Source organism: Candidatus Limimorpha avicola (genome assembly GCF_056978975.1).
The window spans coordinates 129,057-150,307 of record NZ_DBMCYK010000003.1 but is presented as its reverse complement, the minus strand read 5'-3'; the positions used below and the strand labels follow the sequence as shown (position 1 = coordinate 150,307).

Below are 21,251 nucleotides of genomic sequence, written 5' to 3'. Positions count from 1 at the left end.
AACAGATGTAGTTTACTTATCTGTTAATCAATACTGTTAAAGCAACCCTTTTAATATGTCAATAGTTTTCACAGGATCGTCGGATTTAAATACTGCATTACCTGCAACCAGGACGTCTGCGCCTGCATCAAAAAGTTGTTTGGCATTGTTTACAGAAACGCCTCCGTCAACTTCTATGAGAGTATCGAGTTTTTGAACTTCTATCATGGAGCGCAATTTCACTATTTTGTCAAAGGTGCGTTCTATGAATTTTTGTCCTCCGAAGCCGGGATTTACCGACATTAGAAGTACTAAATCTGATTCACACAATATATCTTCTATCAAGGCAACAGGGGAATGTGGATTAAGGACAACTCCGGCTTTCATACCCAATGACTTTATTTTCTGAAGAGAACGGTGGATATGCGTGCTTGCCTCATAATGAAAGGTAATGATATCAGCTCCGGCATCACGGAACGCTTCGAAGTAACGGTCCGGTTCCACTATCATAAGATGAACATCCAAAGGCTTTTTTGCCAATGACTTGACAGCCTTGACTACTGGGATACCAAATGATATATTGGGCACGAATACTCCGTCCATGATGTCGAGATGAAACCAGTCGGCGTTGCTCTTGTTGATCATTTCCACATCTTTTGAAAGATGGAGAAAGTCTGCTGACAATAATGAAGGTGCGATGAGTTTCTTCATGTTAGATGATAATTTTTTTGTTGTCTTTTTTTTGTAACTGATGATGCAAATATAACTAATTATTTGTATGAAGTATTATGCAGATATAAAAAATGATTCTTTAATAAAGGAATGACAATAATAAATAAGGGACTCTCACAGTAATATGAAAGTCCCTTAAGTAATTAGTAAAGATAATACTTATCCGAGGTAACTCTTGAGGATTTTACTTCTGCTGGTATTTTTGAGACGTCGTATTGCTTTTTCTTTGATTTGGCGAACACGTTCACGAGTCAGATCGAATTTCTCGCCTATCTCTTCCAAAGTCATGGGATGGCTGCCGTTAAGTCCGAAATAAAGGCGTACCACATCAGCCTCTCTTGGCGTTAACGTTGAGATGGCGCGGTCGATTTCTTTCTTCAATGATTCATATAAAAGCTCAGTCTCAGGTGTTACCACTTCATCGCTTTTCAAGACATCGTACATGTTGTTGTCTTCGTCTTGTGTCAAAGGAGCATCCATTGACACATGACGTCCGGCGTTTTTCATGGACTCTTTTACTTCAGCTTCGGTAATGTCAAGTGCTTCAGCTATTTCTTCTGCATTAGGTTCACGCTCAAATTCTTGTTCCAATTTGGCGAATGTCTTGTTTATTTTGTTTATGGAGCCGATTTTGTTTAAAGGAAGACGCACTATACGTGACTGTTCTGCCAAGGCTTGAAGTATGGACTGTCTGATCCACCATACAGCATAAGAGATAAACTTGAAACCTCTTGTCTCATCAAAACGTTGTGCTGCTTTGATAAGTCCGAGATTACCTTCGTTGATGAGGTCGGGGAGGCTTAACCCTTGATTTTGATATTGTTTTGATACTGATACTACAAAACGAAGATTGGCTTTGGTGAGCTTCTCCAATGCCACTCTGTCTCCTTGACGTATTCTCTGTGCCAATTCAACTTCTTCGTCAGCTGTTATCAATTCAACTTTACCAATCTCTTGTAGATATTTGTCAAGAGAAGCGGTCTCTCTGTTAGTAACCTGTTTGGTAATTTTCAACTGCCTCATAATGTTTAGTTTGTGTTTTAGTATATATACCTGTGACTGTATTTACAGTCACAGGTTGGAAATATTATTTTCTTTTAGGGTTGCCGTTATCGCGTTTACGTGTGTTTTTGGCACCGTTATTGCCATGACTTGCAGGACGTTCCGGTTTCTCTACATATCCCTCCGGTTTTGGCAATAATACTTTATGTGAAAGTCTCAGCTTGTTGGTCTTTGGATCTATATCTATGAGTTTCACGTCAATGGTGTCACCTTCTTTCAGAACGCCATCCATGCTGTCAAGATGTTTCCAATCTATCTCAGAGATATGAAGAAGACCGTCTTTGCCTGGAAGAATCTCGACAAATGCACCGAATGCCATTACAGACTTAACGACGCCTTTATATACTTCACCGACTTCCGGTATTGCTACTATGCCGCGTATCTTGCTTTTCGCATTCTCCAATCCTTCTTTGTCGGTCGAAGCTATTTCCACTATGCCGCAATCTTTTTCTTCGGTTATGACTATCACTGTGCCTGTGCTCTTTTGTATTTCCTGTACTACTTTACCTCCGGGACCTATTACAGCACCGATGAAGTCTTTGGGTATCACGAGTTTCTCTATACGAGGCACTGTGTCCTTGTAATCGGCGCGTGGCTCTGTTATTGTCTTTGCCATTTCATCGAGTATATGCAGGCGTCCTAATCTTGCTTGTTCAAGAGCTTCAGTAAGAACATCGTATGACAAACCGTCAACTTTGATATCCATTTGACATGCCGTGATGCCGTCTCTTGTTCCGGTGACTTTGAAATCCATATCGCCAAGATGGTCTTCATCGCCGAGAATGTCTGACAATACGGCATATTTGCCTGTCTCATTGTCGGTGATCAGTCCCATTGCAATACCGGCAACAGGTTTCTTCATCTTGACACCGGAATCCATCAAGGCAAGTGTACCTCCACAGACTGATGCCATCGAAGATGAACCGTTAGATTCGAGTATATCGGATACTACACGTATAGTGTACGGATTATCATCTCCGTTGGGTATCATCGATTTCAATGCACGTTCAGCCAAATTGCCGTGTCCAATTTCACGACGGCTGACTCCTCTGTTGGCTTTTATCTCTCCTGTGGCAAAACTTGGGAAGTTATAGTGCAACATAAAGTTCGATGTCCCTTCTACAACTGCGCCGTCTATGGTTTGTTCATCCAATTTCGTTCCCAAAGTCACTGTTACCAATGCTTGTGTCTCACCACGGGTGAAAATGGCTGAGCCGTGTGTTGACGGTAACACATCCACTTCTGTCCATATAGGACGTATTTCATTCAATTTACGACCATCAAGACGTTTACGTTCGATAAGGATGGCGTCACGTACTGCCTTACGCTCAATGTCGTGGAAATAACGTTTTGCCAATGGTGTTATGGTTTCCAGCTCTTCCTCTGTATATTTTGAGAGATAGTTTTCGAGTATGGCATCGAAATTGTCGGAACGTTCGTGTTTGTTGGGATTGCCGGTGAGAGCAAAGTCGTAGCATGGCTGATAACAGCAGTTCATCATATCGGCTCGCAACTCTTCATCGTTGTTTTCATGGCAGTATTCGCGTTTTACTTGGGCTTTCTCCACTTTTGCGGCAAGTTCCAATTGGGCTTGGCATTGTCCTTTGATGGCTTCATGAGCTGCTTTAAGTGCATTAAGCATCACTTCTTCGGATACCTCTTTTGATTCGCCTTCTACCATTACAATGTCTTTCATGGAAGCTGCTACCATGAGGTCGAGATCGGCTTTCTCAAGTTCGCTTTGGCTTGGATTGATGACATATTCTCCATCTATGCGGGCAACTCTCACTTCTGAGATAGGACCATGAAACGGTATGTCAGATACTGTTATTGCTGCTGACGCTGCAAGAGCTGCATAGGCGTCGGGCAGTATGTCATTCTCTCCTGATATCAGAGTTATTTGAACTTGTACTTCCGCATGAAAATCATCGGGAAATAAAGGACGCAATGCTCTGTCAACGAGACGAGAAATTAAAATCTCATAATCTGACGGCTTGCCTTCACGTTTGAAAAATCCACCCGGGAATTTACCGGTGGCTGCATATTTTTCTTTATAATCAACAGAAAGAGGCAAAAAATCTGTGTCATCTTTTACTTCTTTTGCCGCTACTACTGTAGCAAGTAACATCGTCTTTCCACATGTCAATACTACAGAACCGTCTGCTTGTTTTGCTAATCTACCGGTTTCTATTGTTATTGTATCTTTGCCGGTTTGAATGATTTGTTTTATTCCTTCAGGACCCATCTGTTTCAATTTAATTAATTATTTTATGAGGAAATGAAAATGCAAAAAAAAGGCAATACGAAATTGCCTTTTTTTATACGTGTTCTTAAGAAACATTTATTTTCTAATTCCTAATTCCTTAATAATGGTACGATATCTTTCAATATCTTTTCTTTTTAGATAATCAAGGAGTTTTCTTCTCTTACCAACAAGACGAACTAATGAACGCATGGTTGCCAAATCTTTATTGTTTTGTTTCATGTGCTCTGTTAAATGCTTGATCCTAAATGTGAACAATGCAATCTGTCCTTCAGCTGAACCTGTATCCTGTGCGTTCTTTCCAAACTCACTGAAAAATTCTGATTTTTTTTCTGCAGTTAAATACATATCTTATATCTTTTCTTCTATCTTACGGTCTGCAAAAATAATACTTTTTTTGTAATCTGTGATAATTTTTTGAACATTTCGATAAAAATTTTGTAAAATTATTTTATGTTTTGCTAAAATGTTGATATTTAGTTAAATATAAACCAAAGCTGTTTCGATATACTTTGAAAGTTTACTTCTGTTTGTCCGTTCACTTTAAACATTAAAATATATTTTATCGTTTATCTTTCAAATCATTGTCGTTTTCTGATGTTATCTGTTTATTTTCATCCGGGTCCTTTGTCATTTGTAACATTTTTTTCTTTGTATGTTTTTTTCTTGACGATTCGTTTTGTTCGTTGTCCTTTGTGTTATTGTTTTTTCTGATTTTTTCAAAATCAAGACAATTTAACATTTTGATATATGTATCTTTTACAAAAGCTGACCTTTCTACTAATGGGATAAGTATGGATGAGAATGTTATGCTGAATAATATTACAGAAAATACTATGTTCGATACGTTTTCCGTACCCGGCAACATGGTTTGACTTACTACTATGGCGAGTACTGCAGCGGCAAGTCCCTTAGGGACAAGTACCGACATGTAAACCAGGTCTGTATCGTTTATGTCGGTTGATTTTGATGGTATTGATATTCTAACTATAGGTATTCTGAGTATGAAAATCAGTATTGCAATGGCAAGACCGGTGAGAATGGAAGCTATGTTATTAAGTTGAATGCTTACACCTATGTAAATAAAGAAAAATGTCTTCATGAGGAACACAAGTTCCGAAAATAAGGTTTTTTCTGTTTCATTGAGTACGGTAGGCATCTTTTTCAGCCATTTGGGCTTTCTGTTTTCATTTTTATTGAAAAGATTGAAGACGTCATACGCATTGGCTATTCCTATGCCAAATGCTAATGCTGCAATGGCACCGCTGTATCCTAAAATCTCGTTGATTCCGTATATGATAAATACAAATGCCGGAGTGGTGAAAATGGAATTGTCTATATGTCTTATCTTGTCAAGTATCATTGTCCAGAATAATGCAGCGGCAAGACCTATGAGGGTGGCAAGTACAAAAGACGAAAAAACCTGCCCGAAGATACTTCCAACTTGTAACTTTCCTACATTTAAAGATTCCAGGATGGCAAGGGCGAAAACTATACACAATACGTCGGAAAAAGCAGATTCCAATATCAATATTGTCTTGCTTTTTTCACTTATGTTTATTTTTCCTACTATAGGTATTATGACAGCCGATGAGGTGCCTCCTAAAATGGCCCCCAACATGAAACTTACGGCTGGATTGAGTTTCAAAATACACCAACCTGATATTCCTATTACAAAAAATGTTACAAAGAAATTGATAAGTGTCAACATGGTAGTGCCTTTTAATGAGTTTATCAATGTGTTGAAACTTAACTTAGTACCACTTTCAAATAACAATACTATAAGTGTTATCTGACTGAAAATACTGCCGATGGACCCCATTTTTTCTGCATCGATGATGTGAAATATTGGTCCTAAAAACAGTCCGATAATCATTAACAAAAGTACGTCGGGAATTCTTTTGCGACTGAAAATCTCTGTGAAAAGATGTGCTGCGAAAATTAAAAAACCGATAAATGCTATTACAATACCTATGTTAAAATCGTTGGAATGATTTTGTGTGTTGTTGATAACGGTCTCAATAACTGTGCTGTCAATAATAACAGTGATGGAATCGGCTGCATGCACGACAGTGTCAATAGACAACCCTGATGCGATGGAATCGGCTGCATGCACGACAGTGTCAATAGACAACCCTGATGCGATGGAATCAGTGATATTTGTTGCCGTAAAACTCATACTCTGTGTTTTTTATTTCTGCAAAGATACTGAATTTTATTATTGAAATAACTTTCGTTTGACAAATTAATGTCGAAATAGCTGATATTATACACTGAATTTGATTCTGCAAATACTTTCTTTTGTTGTAAAATTTTGTTTGTTGATGATAATCAAATATAGAATCATTAAATTTTACAAATTTTGAAAAAAAAGAAAATAATATTTATCAATTTATATGATTTTTTTTACTTTTGCATAAATTTATAAGTTAATATGAGAAAAAGGTACATTATTGTAAGGACAATGGTAATGATGTTGTTGTTCTTGAGTTTTTTCTCTTGCAAGAGAGATGAAGTCAAAGTTATCGAAGTTGATAGTGTATGGAGTTTGGCATTGTTTCATGATGACATTACTGTAAATGATGCTTTAAATCTTATTGACAGCACGTGGAATACTTGGCTTAAAATAAAGCCTAATGGAGATTTGTATGCCTGTTATTCCGATACTGTTGACAAAGTGCTTGATGCCAAGGATATTTTATGGGAGATACCGGATACTGAATTTTCTGCTTCAGTGGAATTTGAACTGCCTGAATTGCCGACTGTTCCGGGAGTACATGTTAATTATGATGAACATGGTTTTGTATCAGTACCATTTCATTTTGAAGGATTTGAAATCAATGAAGCAGGTTTGAGAGATGGATTTATGAATTTTACACTTTCATCGAGTTTGAATATCCTTGATACTGTCATATTGTCGTCATCAAATATTATTATGGAAGATGGTTCTGCTTTTAATCATGTTTTTGTTGGTGATGATGCTTCATTTTCAGGAACAGTTGATATTTCGGACTGTATCTTGAATCCTGATGAAAACGGTAATGTGATTTTCTCTGCTTCGTTGGCAGCGACTACTGATGAAACACCGGTTGCCGGTATGCAGACTTTTGATATTGGCATTATTTTCGAAAATGCCAAATTTGCTTTTGTTGAAGGTGTGTTTTCAGAAATGATTGCTCCGTTTTCTGATACTGTCGGTATAGATTTTGGATTGGAAAATGTTTCCGGTGATTTTGAATTATATACTCCTGAAGTTGTACTTCGTTATATAAATACTTTGGGTCTTGCAACAGGGTGTAATGTGGATTCATTGTATCTTGGCGATGATGATGGATGGAAAACTACTATTATTAGAGATTGGGAATCTCTGAATTTTGAACTTAATACAACCGAAAATAATTCGGATTATGATTCCATCGTCCTTGATGAACAGATTGTCGATATGCTTAACCTTATTGGAGACTATTCATTTCTGGGTTTTACAGGAAGTGTGCTTATCGACGGTTCTGATAATGATGTTGCCCGTATGACTGATGAGTCTTTTGTAAGTCTTGCTGCAGAAGTGGAGATGCCTATAAAATATAAGGTAAGGGAGTTTATCTATACGGATACAGTCGATTTTAATCTGGGTTTAAATATGGATGACGACGATTTCTTGTTCGATGAAATGAAGTTTAAGTTTAATTTTGAAAATAGGTTGCCGATGCAGATAATTCCACAGGCGTATTTTATGCAAAATGGTATTGTCATTGATTCTTTGATATTGTCAGACAATATTATTCCAGGATGTTATGACGACACTGTCTCAGATGCAGAGTTCTTGGTGTCTGTCTCAGACGACCGTCTTGATAGGGTGATAAATGCCGATAAACTGAAACTGAAATTCATTCTTTCTACTGAAGGTCATGAAGTGATAATGAATACTTTGGATGGATTCGGATTAAGAATAGGTGTTGGTTTTAAAACAAGTACCATATCAACGGATATATTTTAATCAATTAAATTATGAACAAAATGAAAAGGATATATAAATTATTGCTTGCTGTTTTGATGTTGTCGTCTTATTCTGCAAAAGCTCAATATGATGGTGTCACGTTTACTTTTTTGAACAATATACCTTATATTAATTATTACAATCCCGGAGCAAGAGTGCCGTATCTCGGCATTGTGGGAGTCGCATTTTCCAATCTTAATTTCAATGTGACCAATTCGAGTTTGTTGTATAAAAATATTTACCGTTTTGACAATGGTAAACCTGTGGCTATTGCGGCTTCTGATTTCGTAGGTACACTTAAGGAAAACGGCAACTTTATAAAAACAGGCTTTTCCATGGATTTGGCTAATGCAGGTTTTAGAAAAGGGAAGTTTTATTTCTCATTGGATTATAGACTGCGCTATTATGGCGATATAGACTATTCTAAAGACTTTCTCGGATTTTTCATACTTGGCAATGGTAATTATATGGGTGCTGATAATCCTGCTAATATTAATTTTGGTGTTGATATGGGCGTATATACAGAGTTGGGGTTGGGTGCTCAGTATGATGTGAAAGATAATCTTACAGTAGGCGCCAGATTGAAAGTCCTGAATGGTATTGTCAATGTCGATATGAAAGATATGAATCTTACTGTTTATACTGACCCGGATACTTACGTCATGACAGCTTCTTCTGTGTTTGATATCAGAATGTCTTCTATGACTAACCCTCAGGTGTATATTGTAAATGACTTGGGAAATATGTTTGAAGACCTGCGTTTTATCGGCAATTGGGGTTTTGGTGTTGATTTGGGCGCTACTTATGAACTTAATAAATATTTCGGCTTTGGAGCATCGGTGTATGATTTGGGTTTTATAAAATGGAATGATTCCAAAGTCCATCGTCATCAGAAATATAATTTTATTCTTAATAATGCTATTGTCGATGATATTGATGATCTTCTTGATATGGAGTTCGACTATACGGAGGTGGTGAATGAAATTGTGGATAATGTTATTGGTAATGATACTTTGATTGATGGAGGCAGTTATAATACTTCTCTTAGGACTCGGGTTATGTTACAGGCATACGGAGAACTTAATCCTATGGCACGCCTGACGGCACTTGCTCAGTTTTGTTTTGTAAACGGAGAGATGACTCCGGCATTTACTATAGCTTATAGCGGTGTGTTCTTTAAAAATATATTAAGCATCACTGCAAATTATACTTATTCAAAATATTGCGGCAATTGTGTCGGTTTAGGTGCAGGTGTTCATTTGGGACCGTTTAATATCTACGCAGTTACTGATAATTTCTTGCTTGTGACCCAAATAGGCGCACCTGTAGGCAAATTGATGACTTCATATTCTGCCAACAACCTGAGATTCGGAATAGTTTGGACAATAGGTTCTTGCCAAAATTGATACTTTATATAACAGATAAAATAATGCGGCTCTTAAATTCAAATTGATAAAAGAGCCGCTTTTATTTTGACAATTTATATTGTCTTGTTATTCTCCTTTGTAAAATGGGAGTTTAACTATAACGGCAGGGATGAGTTTTTCTCTTACTTTGATAAAAATCTCGTTACCCATCTTGCAGAAAGCCTTATCTACATAACCCATGCCAATAGCTTTCTTGACAGATGGTCCCATTGTGCCAGAAGTTACTTCTCCGATGTGATTGCCATCAGCATCACAAATCTCGTAACCATGACGTGCAATGCCTTTACCGGTGATTTCAAAGGCGCGGAGCTGGCGTTTTACGCCCTCTGCCTTTTGTTTCTCGTTATATTCACGGTCTATGAAATCGTTGCCATCGACAAATTTGGTGATCCAACCGAGACCTGCTTCAATAGGTGATGTGGTGTCGCATATATCATTGCCATAAAGACAGAATCCCATCTCAAGACGTAAAGTGTCACGGGCTCCGAGTCCTATCGGTTTGATACCAAATTCTTTGCCTGCTTCCAATACGGCTTTGTAAATAGAAACAGCTTCATTGTTCGGCATGTAAATTTCGCAGCCGCCCGAACCTGTGTAACCTGTAGTGGAAAATATGATGTTTTTTACGCCGGCAAATTCTATGATTTTGAAAGTGTAATATTCCATATCTTCAACAGGGGTGTTTGTCAGTTTTTGCATGGCTTTTAATGCTAATGGACCTTGTACTGCTAATTGTGACCATTGATCGCTTTCGTTGACAAAGTCAATACCGACTTTAAGCCCCATATCTTCAGCCACTTTACTCATCCAATTCCAGTCTTTTTCAATGTTTGCCGCGTTGGGAACCATGAAATATTCATCTTCAGCAATACGATAGACAAGCATGTCATCCACAATGCCGCCTCTCCCGTTGGGTAAACATGTGTATTGTACCTTGCCATCTTTAAGTGCTGCGACATCATTGCTTGTGCAACGTTGTACAAAAGCTTTTGCCAACGGACCTTTGGCACGAAACTCTCCCATGTGCGATACATCGAAAACACCCACGCCTTTGCGTACTGTCTCATGTTCAATGTTAACACCTTCAAATTGTACAGGCATGTCGAAACCGGCAAAAGGAACCATCTTGGCACCCATCTCGTAATGCATCTTGTTTAATGCAGTCTTTTTTAAATTCTCAGTATTTTCCATAACAATTACTAATTGTGTGTAAAGATTTTCTGCAAAAATAATAAAATGTAATTACATGACATACCTAATATTGTTTTTTTTATCAAGGTGAAAGAATATTTTTTTTCTTTAGATTATCTAAATCTTCTTTTTTGATATTAAATTTGAAAATATAAAAATGCTTTATATAATGTATTGTTCTCTCTTTATTATATATGGACTAACCGATAGATGTTTTTAATATTTATAAATTTAATATTAATAATTGCAAATATAAATAATATTTGTTTAAAATGATAATGTGACATAAAATATATTTCAATTATTTGTTGATTTAGCTACGTTATAATTATGATATTTTTATTAATAAATTGAATGTTATATTGTGATTCAAGATGTGGCAATAGGGCGATTTAATAAGATGTTTTCATGAATTTTTATAAAATATGTATTAAAAGTTGTGATATTTCTAAAATAAAGCTTATATTTGCGAAATAAAAGAAAGATGATTAGAAAGTTATTGATATTATTGATAATCAATGTAATGTTGGTAGGAAATCTTTATGCTGCCCACATTCTTATTCCAATGGATGAAACGCAATCGAATCATCTTAAAGCATACGGCGTCGCATATTGGGTTCTTGAAAGGGAAGTTGAGATAAGTTGGTTGTTGAATTATAAGGGCGGCAGCTATCTGATTCCTTATCATGAGATGTTTGAACGTGAGTGTAAGTTGCGCAATGTGTCATATCAGGTTATTGCAGACGTTCAGGCAGAGGCTATTCTTGCAGAAATTGCCGATCCTCAGGCTAATATGGATGAGATGAAACTGCAAAAGGTGCCTCGTCTTGCTGTGTATGCTCCTAAAAACATTTTGCCGTGGGATGATGCGGTGACTTTGGTACTGACGTATGCAGAGATACCTTATGACTTGATATATGATGACGAGGTCTTGGATGGTGTGTTGCCTACATACGACTGGCTTCACATGCATCATGAGGATTTTACAGGTCAGTTTGGCAAGTTTTGGGCTCGCTACCGAAATTATCCTTGGTACCGGAATGATGTTGAAGAACAGAAGAAAATAGCTGAACGTCATGGCTTTAACAAAGTGTCTCAGTTGAAACTTGCGGTGGCGAAAAAAATACGTGACTTTGTCGCAGGCGGAGGTTACCTTTTTGCCATGTGTTCTGCTCCGGATAGTTACGATGTGGCTCTCGCAGCTGATGGCCTCGATATTTGTGACGTGATGTTCGATGGTGACCCGATAAAGTCAGGCGACCCTTCGCGCCTTAATTATGACAACTGTTTTGCCTTTACTGATTTTACAGTCTCTCAAAATCCTCAGGAATATGAGATTTCTGATATTGATGTTACGGAGCGACGTCCTAAGTCAATAAAAGAAAATAATGATTTTTTCCTGTTGTTCGATTTTTCTGCAAAATGGGACCCAGTTCCTACTATGTTGACACAATGTCATGAACGGCTTATAAAAGGTTTTATGGGACAGACAACGGCTTTCGACAAGAGATTCGTTAAACCTACTGTAATCGTGCTAGGTGATAATGCTGCAATAGGTGAAGATAGGTATATTCATGGGAACTTCGGCAATGGTTTTTGGACTTTTTATGGTGGACATGACCCTGAGGATTATCGCCATCTCGTCGGAGACCCTCCTACAGAATTGGATATGTATCCCAACTCTCCAGGCTATCGTTTGATACTTAACAATGTTCTGTTTCCTGCTGCTAAAAAGAAAAAACAAAAAACGTAATGTATATTTAAAATGAAAAAAAATGTTTTATTTTTATTTTGTGCATTGAATGTTTGTGTGACAAATATCTTGGCTGAAAATGTCGATGTTATCACAGCTGAAAATGTAGCTAGATTGTTTATGACGGAGAGCGCCAAGATGAGAAATGTAGCTGATGTAAGTTTGGTCTATACTCTTAATGATGCTGATGGAATGCCTTCTGTCTATGTGTTCAATGTCAATGATTCCGGTTTTGTCCTTGTATCTGCTGATGATAATGTTAAACCAGTCCTCGGCTATTCTACCGAAGGCGTTTTTGATGCTACAACAGCAGCTGAAAGCTTTATGTCTGTAATGCGTAGCTATAGAGATGAAATTCAATATATTAGAGATAATCATGTTGAACGTTCATCTGATATTGAGGCGGAATGGGATTTGGTGAAATCAACAGGTCGCATAATGAAACAGCGTAATAATAGAAGTGTGACTCCATTGGTTGAAGTGACCTGGAATCAAAATGAATATTATAATGACCAATGTCCTGAAGATCCTGAGGGTCCTAATGGTCATGTATATGCCGGTTGCGTAGCTACTGCAATGTCGCAGGTGATGAAATATTGGAACTACCCCGAGACGGGAAATGGCTCGCATAGCTATACTCCGGGTGGTTGGGGCCCTTATTATCCTACAGAATATGCTAACTTCGGCGAGACTGATTATCATTTCGAAATGATGCCCAATGCCCTCGATTCTACAAGTACTGATGAAGAGATATTTTATATAGCTCAACTGCAGCATCATTGCGGCGTGGCTGTCGAAATGATGTATGGACCTACTGCAAGTGGCGCATATTCCGAAGATGTCCCTTATGCTCTTGAAAATTATTTCAATTATTCAAATGCTGTGCAATTGAAGTATAGGGATTTTTATGATAATAATACATGGAAAAATATGTTGAAAGACGAGCTCGATGAAGGGCGACCTCTTTATTATTCCGGCTCTGATGATGCAGGTCAGGGTGGACACGCATTTGTATGTGACGGTTATGACGAAAATGACTTTTTCCATTTTAATTGGGGATGGGGTAAACGTGATAACGGCTATTTCGCCATAGGTGCTCTTAACACTACTCGTTATGCTTTCAATACATGGAACTCCGCTATCTTTGATTGCTATCCTCGTGATGACGAATATTTTAATCGTCCGGAAAAGGCAGAAAATGTTATTTTGGAGGAATCTTCCGACAATAGAAATGTTACCATACAGTGGACTAATCCTACCCTCACTCTTGACGGTAATGCTCTTAATTCCATAGATAGCATTATCGTGCGCCGTGATTTTCAGCAAATTGCATCATTTGCTGATGTGACTCCCGGAGATATTATGTCTTTTGTTGATGAAGGTCTTGAACCGGGTGTTTATGAATATTCCGTCTTGGTGAAAAATGATGCTGGTTTTTCTGATACTGAATATAAATCTGTCATGGTAGGCGAGAAGTGCGATGTGATATTCCAACTAAATGATGCCGGCGGCAATGGATGGAGAGGTGCGTCTGTTTCTGTGGTGGAATCCGGCAGAAGAATAGCTGTCGTGGAGTTGGAAAACGGTGGCGATGAGACTCGTGTAGTGCCTCTGCTTAAAGGTGAGTTGTCATTTTATTGGAATAGTGGCTGGTTCTCGGCTATGGACGACAATGAAATATCTTTTACAATTTATGATGCTGTTAATAATGAGTTGTTCGCTTCTCCGGACTCTTTGGTTCAAGGATTCTTGTTCTCTTTCGACAATATTTGTGATAATGCACTGAATTGTATGTCACCGATTGATTTTGAAGGTGAATATCGATGGAATGATGATGGTTTTGGTGCCTTTTTGTCATGGTCGTTGTCCGCAGACTATCTTACGGGTTTCAATATATATCGCAGTAATGATAATGAAAGCTATTATCTTCTTGCTACAGTGTCATCAACAACGACATCTGATTATGAGTATTTTGACGAAACAGATCCCGATACCTATTTTTATAGAATATGTGCCACGTATCAGATGGAGGATGAATATTGTGAATCTGAGCCTGCAATGACACCTGACGGCGAAAACTTCGTTGTCGTGACAGTGACTTCTTCAGTAGAAAAACCTTTAGATAATATCTCAATGTATCCTAATCCTACTGATGGAGAGCTTATGATAAAAAATGACAATATAACATCAGTTGAGGTTTATAATCTTGTAGGTCAAATGGTTGGGAGAATTGCTTGTAAAAGCGATGAAGTGATCCTTGATATGAGTGCCTTTGAAAATGGTGTTTATTTTATTCGTATTATGAATGGAAATAGTTGTTTTACAAAAAGAGTTGTTTTGAACCGATAAATAAATTATTAGTTTAATAAATAGTGAATATGAAGAAATTTTTATTTAGTTTTGTTGTACTGCTTATGACAGTGTGTAATCTTGCTGCCAATCCTGTTGATGTTAAAATGGCTGAGGTGGTTGGTGTTAGGTATTTGAAAACCAATATAGAGTCGGCAAGGTCTTTAAAAACTCTCGACTTGGTTTATACTTATTATGACAATAATGGAAATACATGTTTTTATGTGTTTAATTATGATGATGGATTTGTCATGATTTCTGCTGACGATAGGGTGAAACCGGTACTTGCTTATTCTGAAGAAGGGGTTTTTAATGTGAATAATATTTCTGACGGATTGGAATATTATATGAAACATTATGCCTCGACTATTACTGATATTATTGAAAATGATAGAATAGCCACACAGGATATTATTGATGAATGGAATCTTGTCTTGGGTAAAGGTGTTATTACTGAGATGCCGTTATTAAGAACTGTGGAACCTCTTGTATCGCTTATGTGGAATCAGGATTATCCATATAATAGTTTATGTCCTGTAGATTATATGGGTCCCGGAGGTCATGTGTATGCCGGCTGTGTGGCCACTGCAATGAGTATGGTGATGAAGTTTTGGAACTATCCTGAAAGAGGAGAAGGCTCGTATTCATATACACCTGAAGGCTATCCCCAACAAACGGCAAATTTTGGCGAGACGGTTTATGACTGGGATAATATGCCCAACAGCATCAGTGCCGGTTCATCACAAACCCAGATAAATGCTATAGCTACACTTATGTATCATTGTGGTGTCAGTGTAGATATGATATATGGTCCTGATGCCAGCGGAGCCTATTCCAATGATGTTTATGATGCCATTACAACGTATTTTAATTATTCAGAAAGCAGTAGATATGAAGATAGAGAAGATTATACCAAGTATGAATGGGAAAACATGCTGATAAATAATTTTGACCAGGGGATGCCTGCTTATTATTCCGGAAGCGGGAATACTGGAGGGCATGCCTTTATTTGCGATGGCTATAATGAGAACCGTTATTTCCATTTCAACTGGGGGTGGAGCGGATATAATAATGGTTATTTTGCTATAGATGCATTGAATGTTTATGGTCAGACATTTAATGATTATCAAGCTGCTTATTTTGATATGGTTCCTGATTATGTGTTCGATATGATGCCGGCAGCTGTTTCTGATTTTGCAGTAACACCGGAAAATGCTTATGTTAAAAACGCTGTTGTCAGTTGGATTAATCCTACGACTAATCCTACCGGTATCCAACTTGAGTCTTTATCTCAAATCGTGCTAATGAGAAATGGTGAAGTTATTTTTACAGAAGATAATCCGACACCCGGTGCAGAAATGAACTTTATTGATGAAGTTGACGAATATGGTAGTTATAACTATCAAATTTATGCTGTTAATGATGGTATTAAAGGTCGTTTCTCTAATGCTAGTTGCATTTATGGTCCTACTTGTACCTGGAAAATTATTGGAACTACAAATAATTTCCAAGGCTGGAATGGTGGTATTGTTCAAATTCTCGACGCCAATGGAACTGTTTTTAATGAGGTGACAATGACCGGCTCAACACCTATCAGTGTTACGTTTTCTATGCCTGAAGGTGCTTTCTCACTTAAATGGATTGACCCACTTGCAACAGTCTCTAATATGTCTATAGTCTTAAAAAATTCTTCAAATAATACAGAATATTCTTTCTCTGGATCATCTTCAAGTCTTGATAACGTTATTTATAATGGTGAAAACGATTGTGAAGGCTGTAAGGCTCCGGAGAATATCACAGCCGAGTATCATTATGTTGACGGCGTATTTGGAGCACTCGTTTCATGGGAAGAAGGAGGAGAACCTCAATCATTCAAGGTTTATAGAAGTAATGATGGTATAGATTATGAGGTCGTTGCTACAGTCGATAATACAGAACATGAGTATTTCGATGTAGTAGAAGCAGGTACATATTATTATAAAGTGACTGCCTATAATAGTTATTGTGAATCTAATTTTGCTATGAATCCAGATTTGACAAGTGATTATGTCATGGTGGATGTTACTTCGGCTGAAGAGGTTGACGGTGTGATGGTTGCTGTTTATCCTAATCCGGCAAAAGGTTTTCTTAATGTCGTTGCAGAAGGTATGAGTCGTATAACAGTCTATAATGTACTCGGACAGATGGTTTTTGACTCCGATGTTGACACTGAACATTATTTATTGGATATGAGAGGTTTTAATAATGGACTTTATACTGTGAAAGTGATGCTTCATGGTAAGGAAATAGTGAAACGTGTAGCAGTTGGTGAGTAAATAATTATGTTTTTTGTATAACGGTGTGTCAAATTGAAAAGATTGGCACACCGTTTGTATTTAAATTACTGATTTATAATTAAAAATATATTCTTGACGAGATTAGTATTATTTTCTTGTTAAAAAAAAGATATTAGTTTGAAAGTTTTAACGAAAAAGTAGTATATTTGCAAACTTGATTGATTTGATTAGAAACTTAAATAAATTTAAAACTTATGAGAAAATTATTATCAATGGTTGTTTTGATCCTCATGATGAGTAATCTGTTCGCAGCGCCCATCAGTGTGGAGGTGGCAAAATCGCTGGGACAAAAATTTGTTCAGGCTAATTTTGATTTAGACAGACAGAGTTCGGACATGAATCTGGTTTATACAGTTAATGCTGACAATGGTGAACCTGCATTGTATGTATTCAATGTGTCAGATAATGGCTTTGTTTTAGTGTCGGCAAGTGATCTTGTACGTCCTATACTTGGTTATTCACTAGAAAATGCTTTTGATATCGACAATGTGGCTCCCGGATTAGGTTATTTCCTTGGCGTATATCAGGAAAGTATCAGCTACGCTTTGGAAAATGTTCAAACTCCGGAAACTTGGATTTCAAAAGAATGGGACAATCTGAAAGAAACAGGTAAACTTGTTCCTGAAAATAAGGGATATACCGTAGGACCTCTTGTTCAGACAAAATGGAATCAGGACAGTCCGTATAATTATTATTCTCCGGCTGCAACCGGCGGTCCCGGCGGTCGTTGCTATGCAGGTTGTGTCGCTACAGCCATGGGACAGGTTATGAAATATTGGGAGCATCCAATACAGGGTACAGGTTCGCATTCGTATAACTGCGCAGGTTATGGTCAACAATCTGCCAATTTCGGTGAGACGACATACGATTGGGATAATATGCCGGTGTCTCTCGGTAATAATTCAACACAGGAACAAATTGAGGCTGTCGGTACTCTCTTGTATCATTGTGCAGTCTCAGTTGATATGCAATTCGCTCCGGATGGTAGTGGCGCTTATTCTGAAGATGTATCACAGGCTATGAGTTCATATTTTGGTTATGGTCCGTCTGTTCTTTTATCAAGGTATTCATATACTCTTGATGCATGGAATGAGATGTTGAAGGCTTCTTTCGATGCAGGTCGTCCTATTTATTATGCCGGCGTTGATGGGAATTATGGTCATGCTTTCGTTTGTGACGGCTATGATGATAACGATTTTATGCACTTCAACTGGGGTTGGGGTGGAGCTGATGACGGTTTCTTTGCGTGTGATGCTATGGATTATAGTAGTAGCCAAAGAGCTTTGTTTAACCTTATGCCTTCCGAAATGTATGCCAATACAGCTCAGGCTCCTACTAATATCAGTGTATCCGTCCCTGATGATGAGGCTCTCACAGCAACAGTGTCATGGACTAATCCTACAATGAAAATAAACAATCAAAGTATTAGTACTATAAATTCTATTGTCGTAAAGAGAGATAATGACATTATTTATACTCAGGATAACGTACAACCTGGGGAACAGATGTCTTTTGTCGATGAAAACGTTCCTTGTTATAGTATCTTTAAATATTCAGTATATGCTGTTATTGAAGATGCTCCGGGTAATGTGGCATTGGCCAATGCAATTTTTGGTCCTACATGTGAATGGACTATTACTATGACGTCATCTGCATTCCAAGGTTGGAGTGATGGTAAGGTTGCTGTTTATAACGCTCAGGATAAGCTTATTGCTACTGCTACCACAACATCCTCTTCACCGACACAGGCTACAATAGATATGCCTCTTGGAACTTCATCATTTGTTTGGAGAGAACCAACCCAAACAATTAACAATATGTCAATAATAATTAAAGACTCAGATAATAATACAGTATATAATTTCTCGGGCAGTTCTGATGAATTGTCAGCCGGAGTCTTTGTTACTGTGGAGAATACTTGCGGTGGTACAGCTCCTGCTGAAGCTCCTGCTAACTTGTTGGCAGATTATAATGGAGAACAGGTTGACTTGTCGTGGGATGGAGTAAGTAATATTGGATATGGTTATAATATCTATCGTAACGGTTTGCTTATCGCTTTGACTCAAGAAACAACTTTTGCCGATACTCCGGAGACTATTGGCGGTCATTGCTATGAGGTTAGAGTCCTTACTACCTCAGGAGAATCGGCACCTACAAATGAAGCTTGTGCCAATGTAGGAGAAGGTTGCGATGCTCCATCGGATTTATGGTATGAATTAAATACCAACGGAAAACCAAAACTTACATGGGTGGCTCCTGAAAATATGGAAGGTCTGAGCGGTTATATGATTTATAGAAATATTGATGGCGGAGAATGGAGTCGTGTTAAATTAGTAAATGCTAATCAAACTGTTTATAATGAAACATCAAATCTTGAAGATGGTCATTGGTATGGCTATATGGTTTATGCCTACTATCAAAATATAGATTGTACTTCAGCTCCTGCTAATTCATTGTATAGCGATTATGAGTATTTTGTCAAAATATTCTATTCACTGACAGGTGTTAGCGAAAATGAAACTTTAAACGCAAGCATTTATCCAAACCCGGTGAAAGATAACTTGACAGTTAAGGCAGAGGGTATTACAAGCGTTTCTTTGTTCAATGTCGTGGGTCAGATGATTTATGAAAATAATGTAGCTGCTGATGAAACTGTTATCAATATGAGTGACCTGGAATCTGGTGTTTATATCGTTCGTATTACTACGATAAATGGTGAGATTTCAAGAAGAATCTCTGTTATTCGTTAATTTATTAATAGATTATATTTATTTGTCTTTGAAAAGTGTGTGTCTTCCATTTGACATACACTTTTTTTATTAATATGTGAAGTCTTTTGAGTTTCTGTGATAGATGGAAATAAACCGCAGTTTTAGTTTGTTGTTCTTAATTTCAGTATAATACAGTATCAAATTCAAAAATTAATGTCTATAGTCGATGAAAAGTCAAACTTATGATGGTTTGACATATTTGTCAGATTCTACGAAATATAATATGAATATTACTGTACGATACAATTGATAGATTGAAATGTCAATTAAATGAAAAAGAGTTTTTGCAATTGTTGGTTGTTATTTGATGATCAAGATGTTTCAATGTATGGTGTAGAGGATGTTTCTGTAATGTTCATGAATTTAATCCTTCATTTGTAATTTAGATGATAATTGTATCACTTTTTGATGATTATTGGAATATGGAGAATAAAAACTTTAGTTCAATAAATTAAAAAAACGGCGTTTATATTTTTTGTTTGTTATAAATGAGTTTTATATTGTTGTCAAATGGAAACAGTTCATAATAAATATGGTTGAAATATTGATAGGATTTATTAATACGATTTAAATGTATAATATATTGACAGATCTTAATTTGGAGTTTTTATTGTCTTATTAAAAGAAAAATTATAAAAAATAATCTTAAAAAATTGATGATTATTAAAAATTATTATATATTTGCAATTCAAATATGTCATTATGAAAGTAATATGGGGAAAGTTATTATTATCAGGCAATATTAGGTTTATTGCCTATTTAACCATTACCCTCCCCCATAACCTTCTGCCTCTATAGATTATTTTTCGGTTTATAATCAATATTTTATAAAGTTTCAGAGCGTTGTCGTAAGATTGAAATGCCTGATTGTTTCAGCTTGTTGTCCTGTTTTGGATAGCAGGCTTTTCTTGTATAATCATAAATTGAACAGATAAGTTTCTACAGAACAACTGGAACTTAAATGACATAGAAGAAATATAAAACTATTTAATAATCATTTAAATTAAATTATTATGGGAATATTGAATAATTTGAAAGACCACTTTAAGAATGCAGAATTTACTGTGGCTCCAAACAAAAAGTTAAAGACTATTTGTGATGATTTCAAGAAAACTTTTGGTTGTACTCTGGCAGTTTATAAAGGAAATAAATTGGCAGATCCGGAAATGACAATAAAACAGTTGAGTCAGTTAACGTCTAAGGAAGTAAAATCTTCTACCAAGACGGAATTGAATATTAAAGCTTCAATGAAAGTCGGCGATGCTGAAAAACTGTTTGATACTGTTTTCGGTTTGACGGTACAGATTAAAGATCCTGCAGGAAAGGTATGCGTGGACAATAACCTTACCATTGGGCAGGCTGCTCGCGGTGAAAAATAAACAAGGAGAATGCCG

Annotated in this window: 13 protein-coding genes; 7 read left to right on the top strand and 6 right to left on the bottom strand. The window is 37.0% G+C overall.

Going from position 1 to position 21,251, the window contains the following annotated elements:
- Window positions 1-36 precede the first annotated feature (36 nt).
- The 5 genes from rpe to ACZOVS_RS02670 form a co-directional block, all read right to left on the bottom strand.
- A complete protein-coding gene (gene rpe / locus ACZOVS_RS02690; RefSeq protein WP_483995697.1) occupies window positions 37-690 on the bottom strand; it encodes a ribulose-phosphate 3-epimerase in 654 nt (217 codons plus the stop codon).
- A 180-nt stretch (window positions 691-870) separates the two neighbouring features.
- Entirely contained in the window at window positions 871-1,734 is an 864-nt protein-coding gene (locus tag ACZOVS_RS02685; protein ID WP_483995696.1) for a sigma-70 family RNA polymerase sigma factor, read from the bottom strand.
- Between the two features lie 64 nt (window positions 1,735-1,798).
- Complete coding sequence (gene pnp, locus ACZOVS_RS02680; protein ID WP_483995695.1) at window positions 1,799-4,018, bottom strand: polyribonucleotide nucleotidyltransferase; 2,220 nt, start codon at window positions 4,016-4,018, stop codon at window positions 1,799-1,801.
- A 96-nt stretch (window positions 4,019-4,114) separates the two neighbouring features.
- Entirely contained in the window at window positions 4,115-4,384 is a 270-nt protein-coding gene (gene rpsO, locus ACZOVS_RS02675; RefSeq protein WP_483995694.1) for a 30S ribosomal protein S15, read from the bottom strand.
- A gap of 214 nt (window positions 4,385-4,598) precedes the next feature.
- Window positions 4,599-6,215, bottom strand: coding sequence for a cation:proton antiporter (locus ACZOVS_RS02670; protein WP_483995693.1), 1,617 nt, complete (start codon window positions 6,213-6,215; stop codon window positions 4,599-4,601).
- 255 nt (window positions 6,216-6,470) lie between these two features.
- Between ACZOVS_RS02670 and ACZOVS_RS02665 the strand changes: the two genes are divergently transcribed.
- Both ACZOVS_RS02665 and ACZOVS_RS02660 read left to right on the top strand, forming a co-directional pair.
- Complete coding sequence (locus ACZOVS_RS02665) at window positions 6,471-8,030, top strand: hypothetical protein (protein WP_483995692.1); 1,560 nt, start codon at window positions 6,471-6,473, stop codon at window positions 8,028-8,030.
- A 20-nt stretch (window positions 8,031-8,050) separates the two neighbouring features.
- Window positions 8,051-9,436: a DUF5723 family protein gene (locus tag ACZOVS_RS02660; protein WP_483995691.1), complete on the top strand. Its 1,386-nt coding sequence runs from the start codon at window positions 8,051-8,053 to the stop codon at window positions 9,434-9,436.
- Between the two features lie 87 nt (window positions 9,437-9,523).
- On the opposite strand, the gene gcvT is transcribed toward ACZOVS_RS02660, so the two are convergent.
- Window positions 9,524-10,648 carry a glycine cleavage system aminomethyltransferase GcvT gene (gene gcvT / locus ACZOVS_RS02655; RefSeq protein ID WP_483995690.1) on the bottom strand — a complete coding sequence of 375 codons (1,125 nt, stop codon included), beginning with the start codon at window positions 10,646-10,648 and terminating at the stop codon, window positions 9,524-9,526.
- Window positions 10,649-11,132: 484 nt separating this feature from the next.
- Here gcvT and ACZOVS_RS02650 point away from each other — a divergent pair, with 484 nt between their 5' ends.
- From ACZOVS_RS02650 to ACZOVS_RS02630, 5 genes are all read left to right on the top strand, one after another.
- Window positions 11,133-12,401: an asparagine synthetase B gene (locus tag ACZOVS_RS02650; RefSeq protein WP_483995689.1), complete on the top strand. Its 1,269-nt coding sequence runs from the start codon at window positions 11,133-11,135 to the stop codon at window positions 12,399-12,401.
- Between the two features lie 57 nt (window positions 12,402-12,458).
- Window positions 12,459-14,750: a C10 family peptidase gene (locus ACZOVS_RS02645; RefSeq protein WP_483995688.1), complete on the top strand. Its 2,292-nt coding sequence runs from the start codon at window positions 12,459-12,461 to the stop codon at window positions 14,748-14,750.
- A 29-nt stretch (window positions 14,751-14,779) separates the two neighbouring features.
- Window positions 14,780-17,065 carry a C10 family peptidase gene (locus ACZOVS_RS02640; protein WP_483995687.1) on the top strand — a complete coding sequence of 762 codons (2,286 nt, stop codon included), beginning with the start codon at window positions 14,780-14,782 and terminating at the stop codon, window positions 17,063-17,065.
- Between the two features lie 215 nt (window positions 17,066-17,280).
- Complete coding sequence (locus tag ACZOVS_RS02635) at window positions 17,281-19,836, top strand: C10 family peptidase (RefSeq protein ID WP_483995686.1); 2,556 nt, start codon at window positions 17,281-17,283, stop codon at window positions 19,834-19,836.
- Window positions 19,837-20,870: 1,034 nt separating this feature from the next.
- Complete coding sequence (locus ACZOVS_RS02630; RefSeq protein WP_483995685.1) at window positions 20,871-21,236, top strand: hypothetical protein; 366 nt, start codon at window positions 20,871-20,873, stop codon at window positions 21,234-21,236.
- The last annotated feature ends 15 nt before the right edge of the window (window positions 21,237-21,251 follow it).

Excerpts from the sequence above, each read along its gene's own strand:
- rpe (WP_483995697.1), bottom strand. The coding sequence starts at position 690 with ATGAAGAAACTCATCGCACCTTCATTATTGTCAGCAGACTTTCTCCAT.
- ACZOVS_RS02685 (WP_483995696.1), bottom strand. The coding sequence starts at position 1,734 with ATGAGGCAGTTGAAAATTACCAAACAGGTTACTAACAGAGAGACCGCT.
- pnp (WP_483995695.1), bottom strand. The coding sequence starts at position 4,018 with ATGGGTCCTGAAGGAATAAAACAAATCATTCAAACCGGCAAAGATACA.
- rpsO (WP_483995694.1), bottom strand. The coding sequence starts at position 4,384 with ATGTATTTAACTGCAGAAAAAAAATCAGAATTTTTCAGTGAGTTTGGA.
- ACZOVS_RS02670 (WP_483995693.1), bottom strand. The coding sequence starts at position 6,215 with ATGAGTTTTACGGCAACAAATATCACTGATTCCATCGCATCAGGGTTG.
- ACZOVS_RS02665 (WP_483995692.1), top strand. The coding sequence starts at position 6,471 with ATGAGAAAAAGGTACATTATTGTAAGGACAATGGTAATGATGTTGTTG.
- ACZOVS_RS02660 (WP_483995691.1), top strand. The coding sequence starts at position 8,051 with ATGAAAAGGATATATAAATTATTGCTTGCTGTTTTGATGTTGTCGTCT.
- gcvT (WP_483995690.1), bottom strand. The coding sequence starts at position 10,648 with ATGGAAAATACTGAGAATTTAAAAAAGACTGCATTAAACAAGATGCAT.
- ACZOVS_RS02650 (WP_483995689.1), top strand. The coding sequence starts at position 11,133 with ATGATTAGAAAGTTATTGATATTATTGATAATCAATGTAATGTTGGTA.
- ACZOVS_RS02640 (WP_483995687.1), top strand. The coding sequence starts at position 14,780 with ATGAAGAAATTTTTATTTAGTTTTGTTGTACTGCTTATGACAGTGTGT.
- ACZOVS_RS02635 (WP_483995686.1), top strand. The coding sequence starts at position 17,281 with ATGAGAAAATTATTATCAATGGTTGTTTTGATCCTCATGATGAGTAAT.
- ACZOVS_RS02630 (WP_483995685.1), top strand. The coding sequence starts at position 20,871 with ATGGGAATATTGAATAATTTGAAAGACCACTTTAAGAATGCAGAATTT.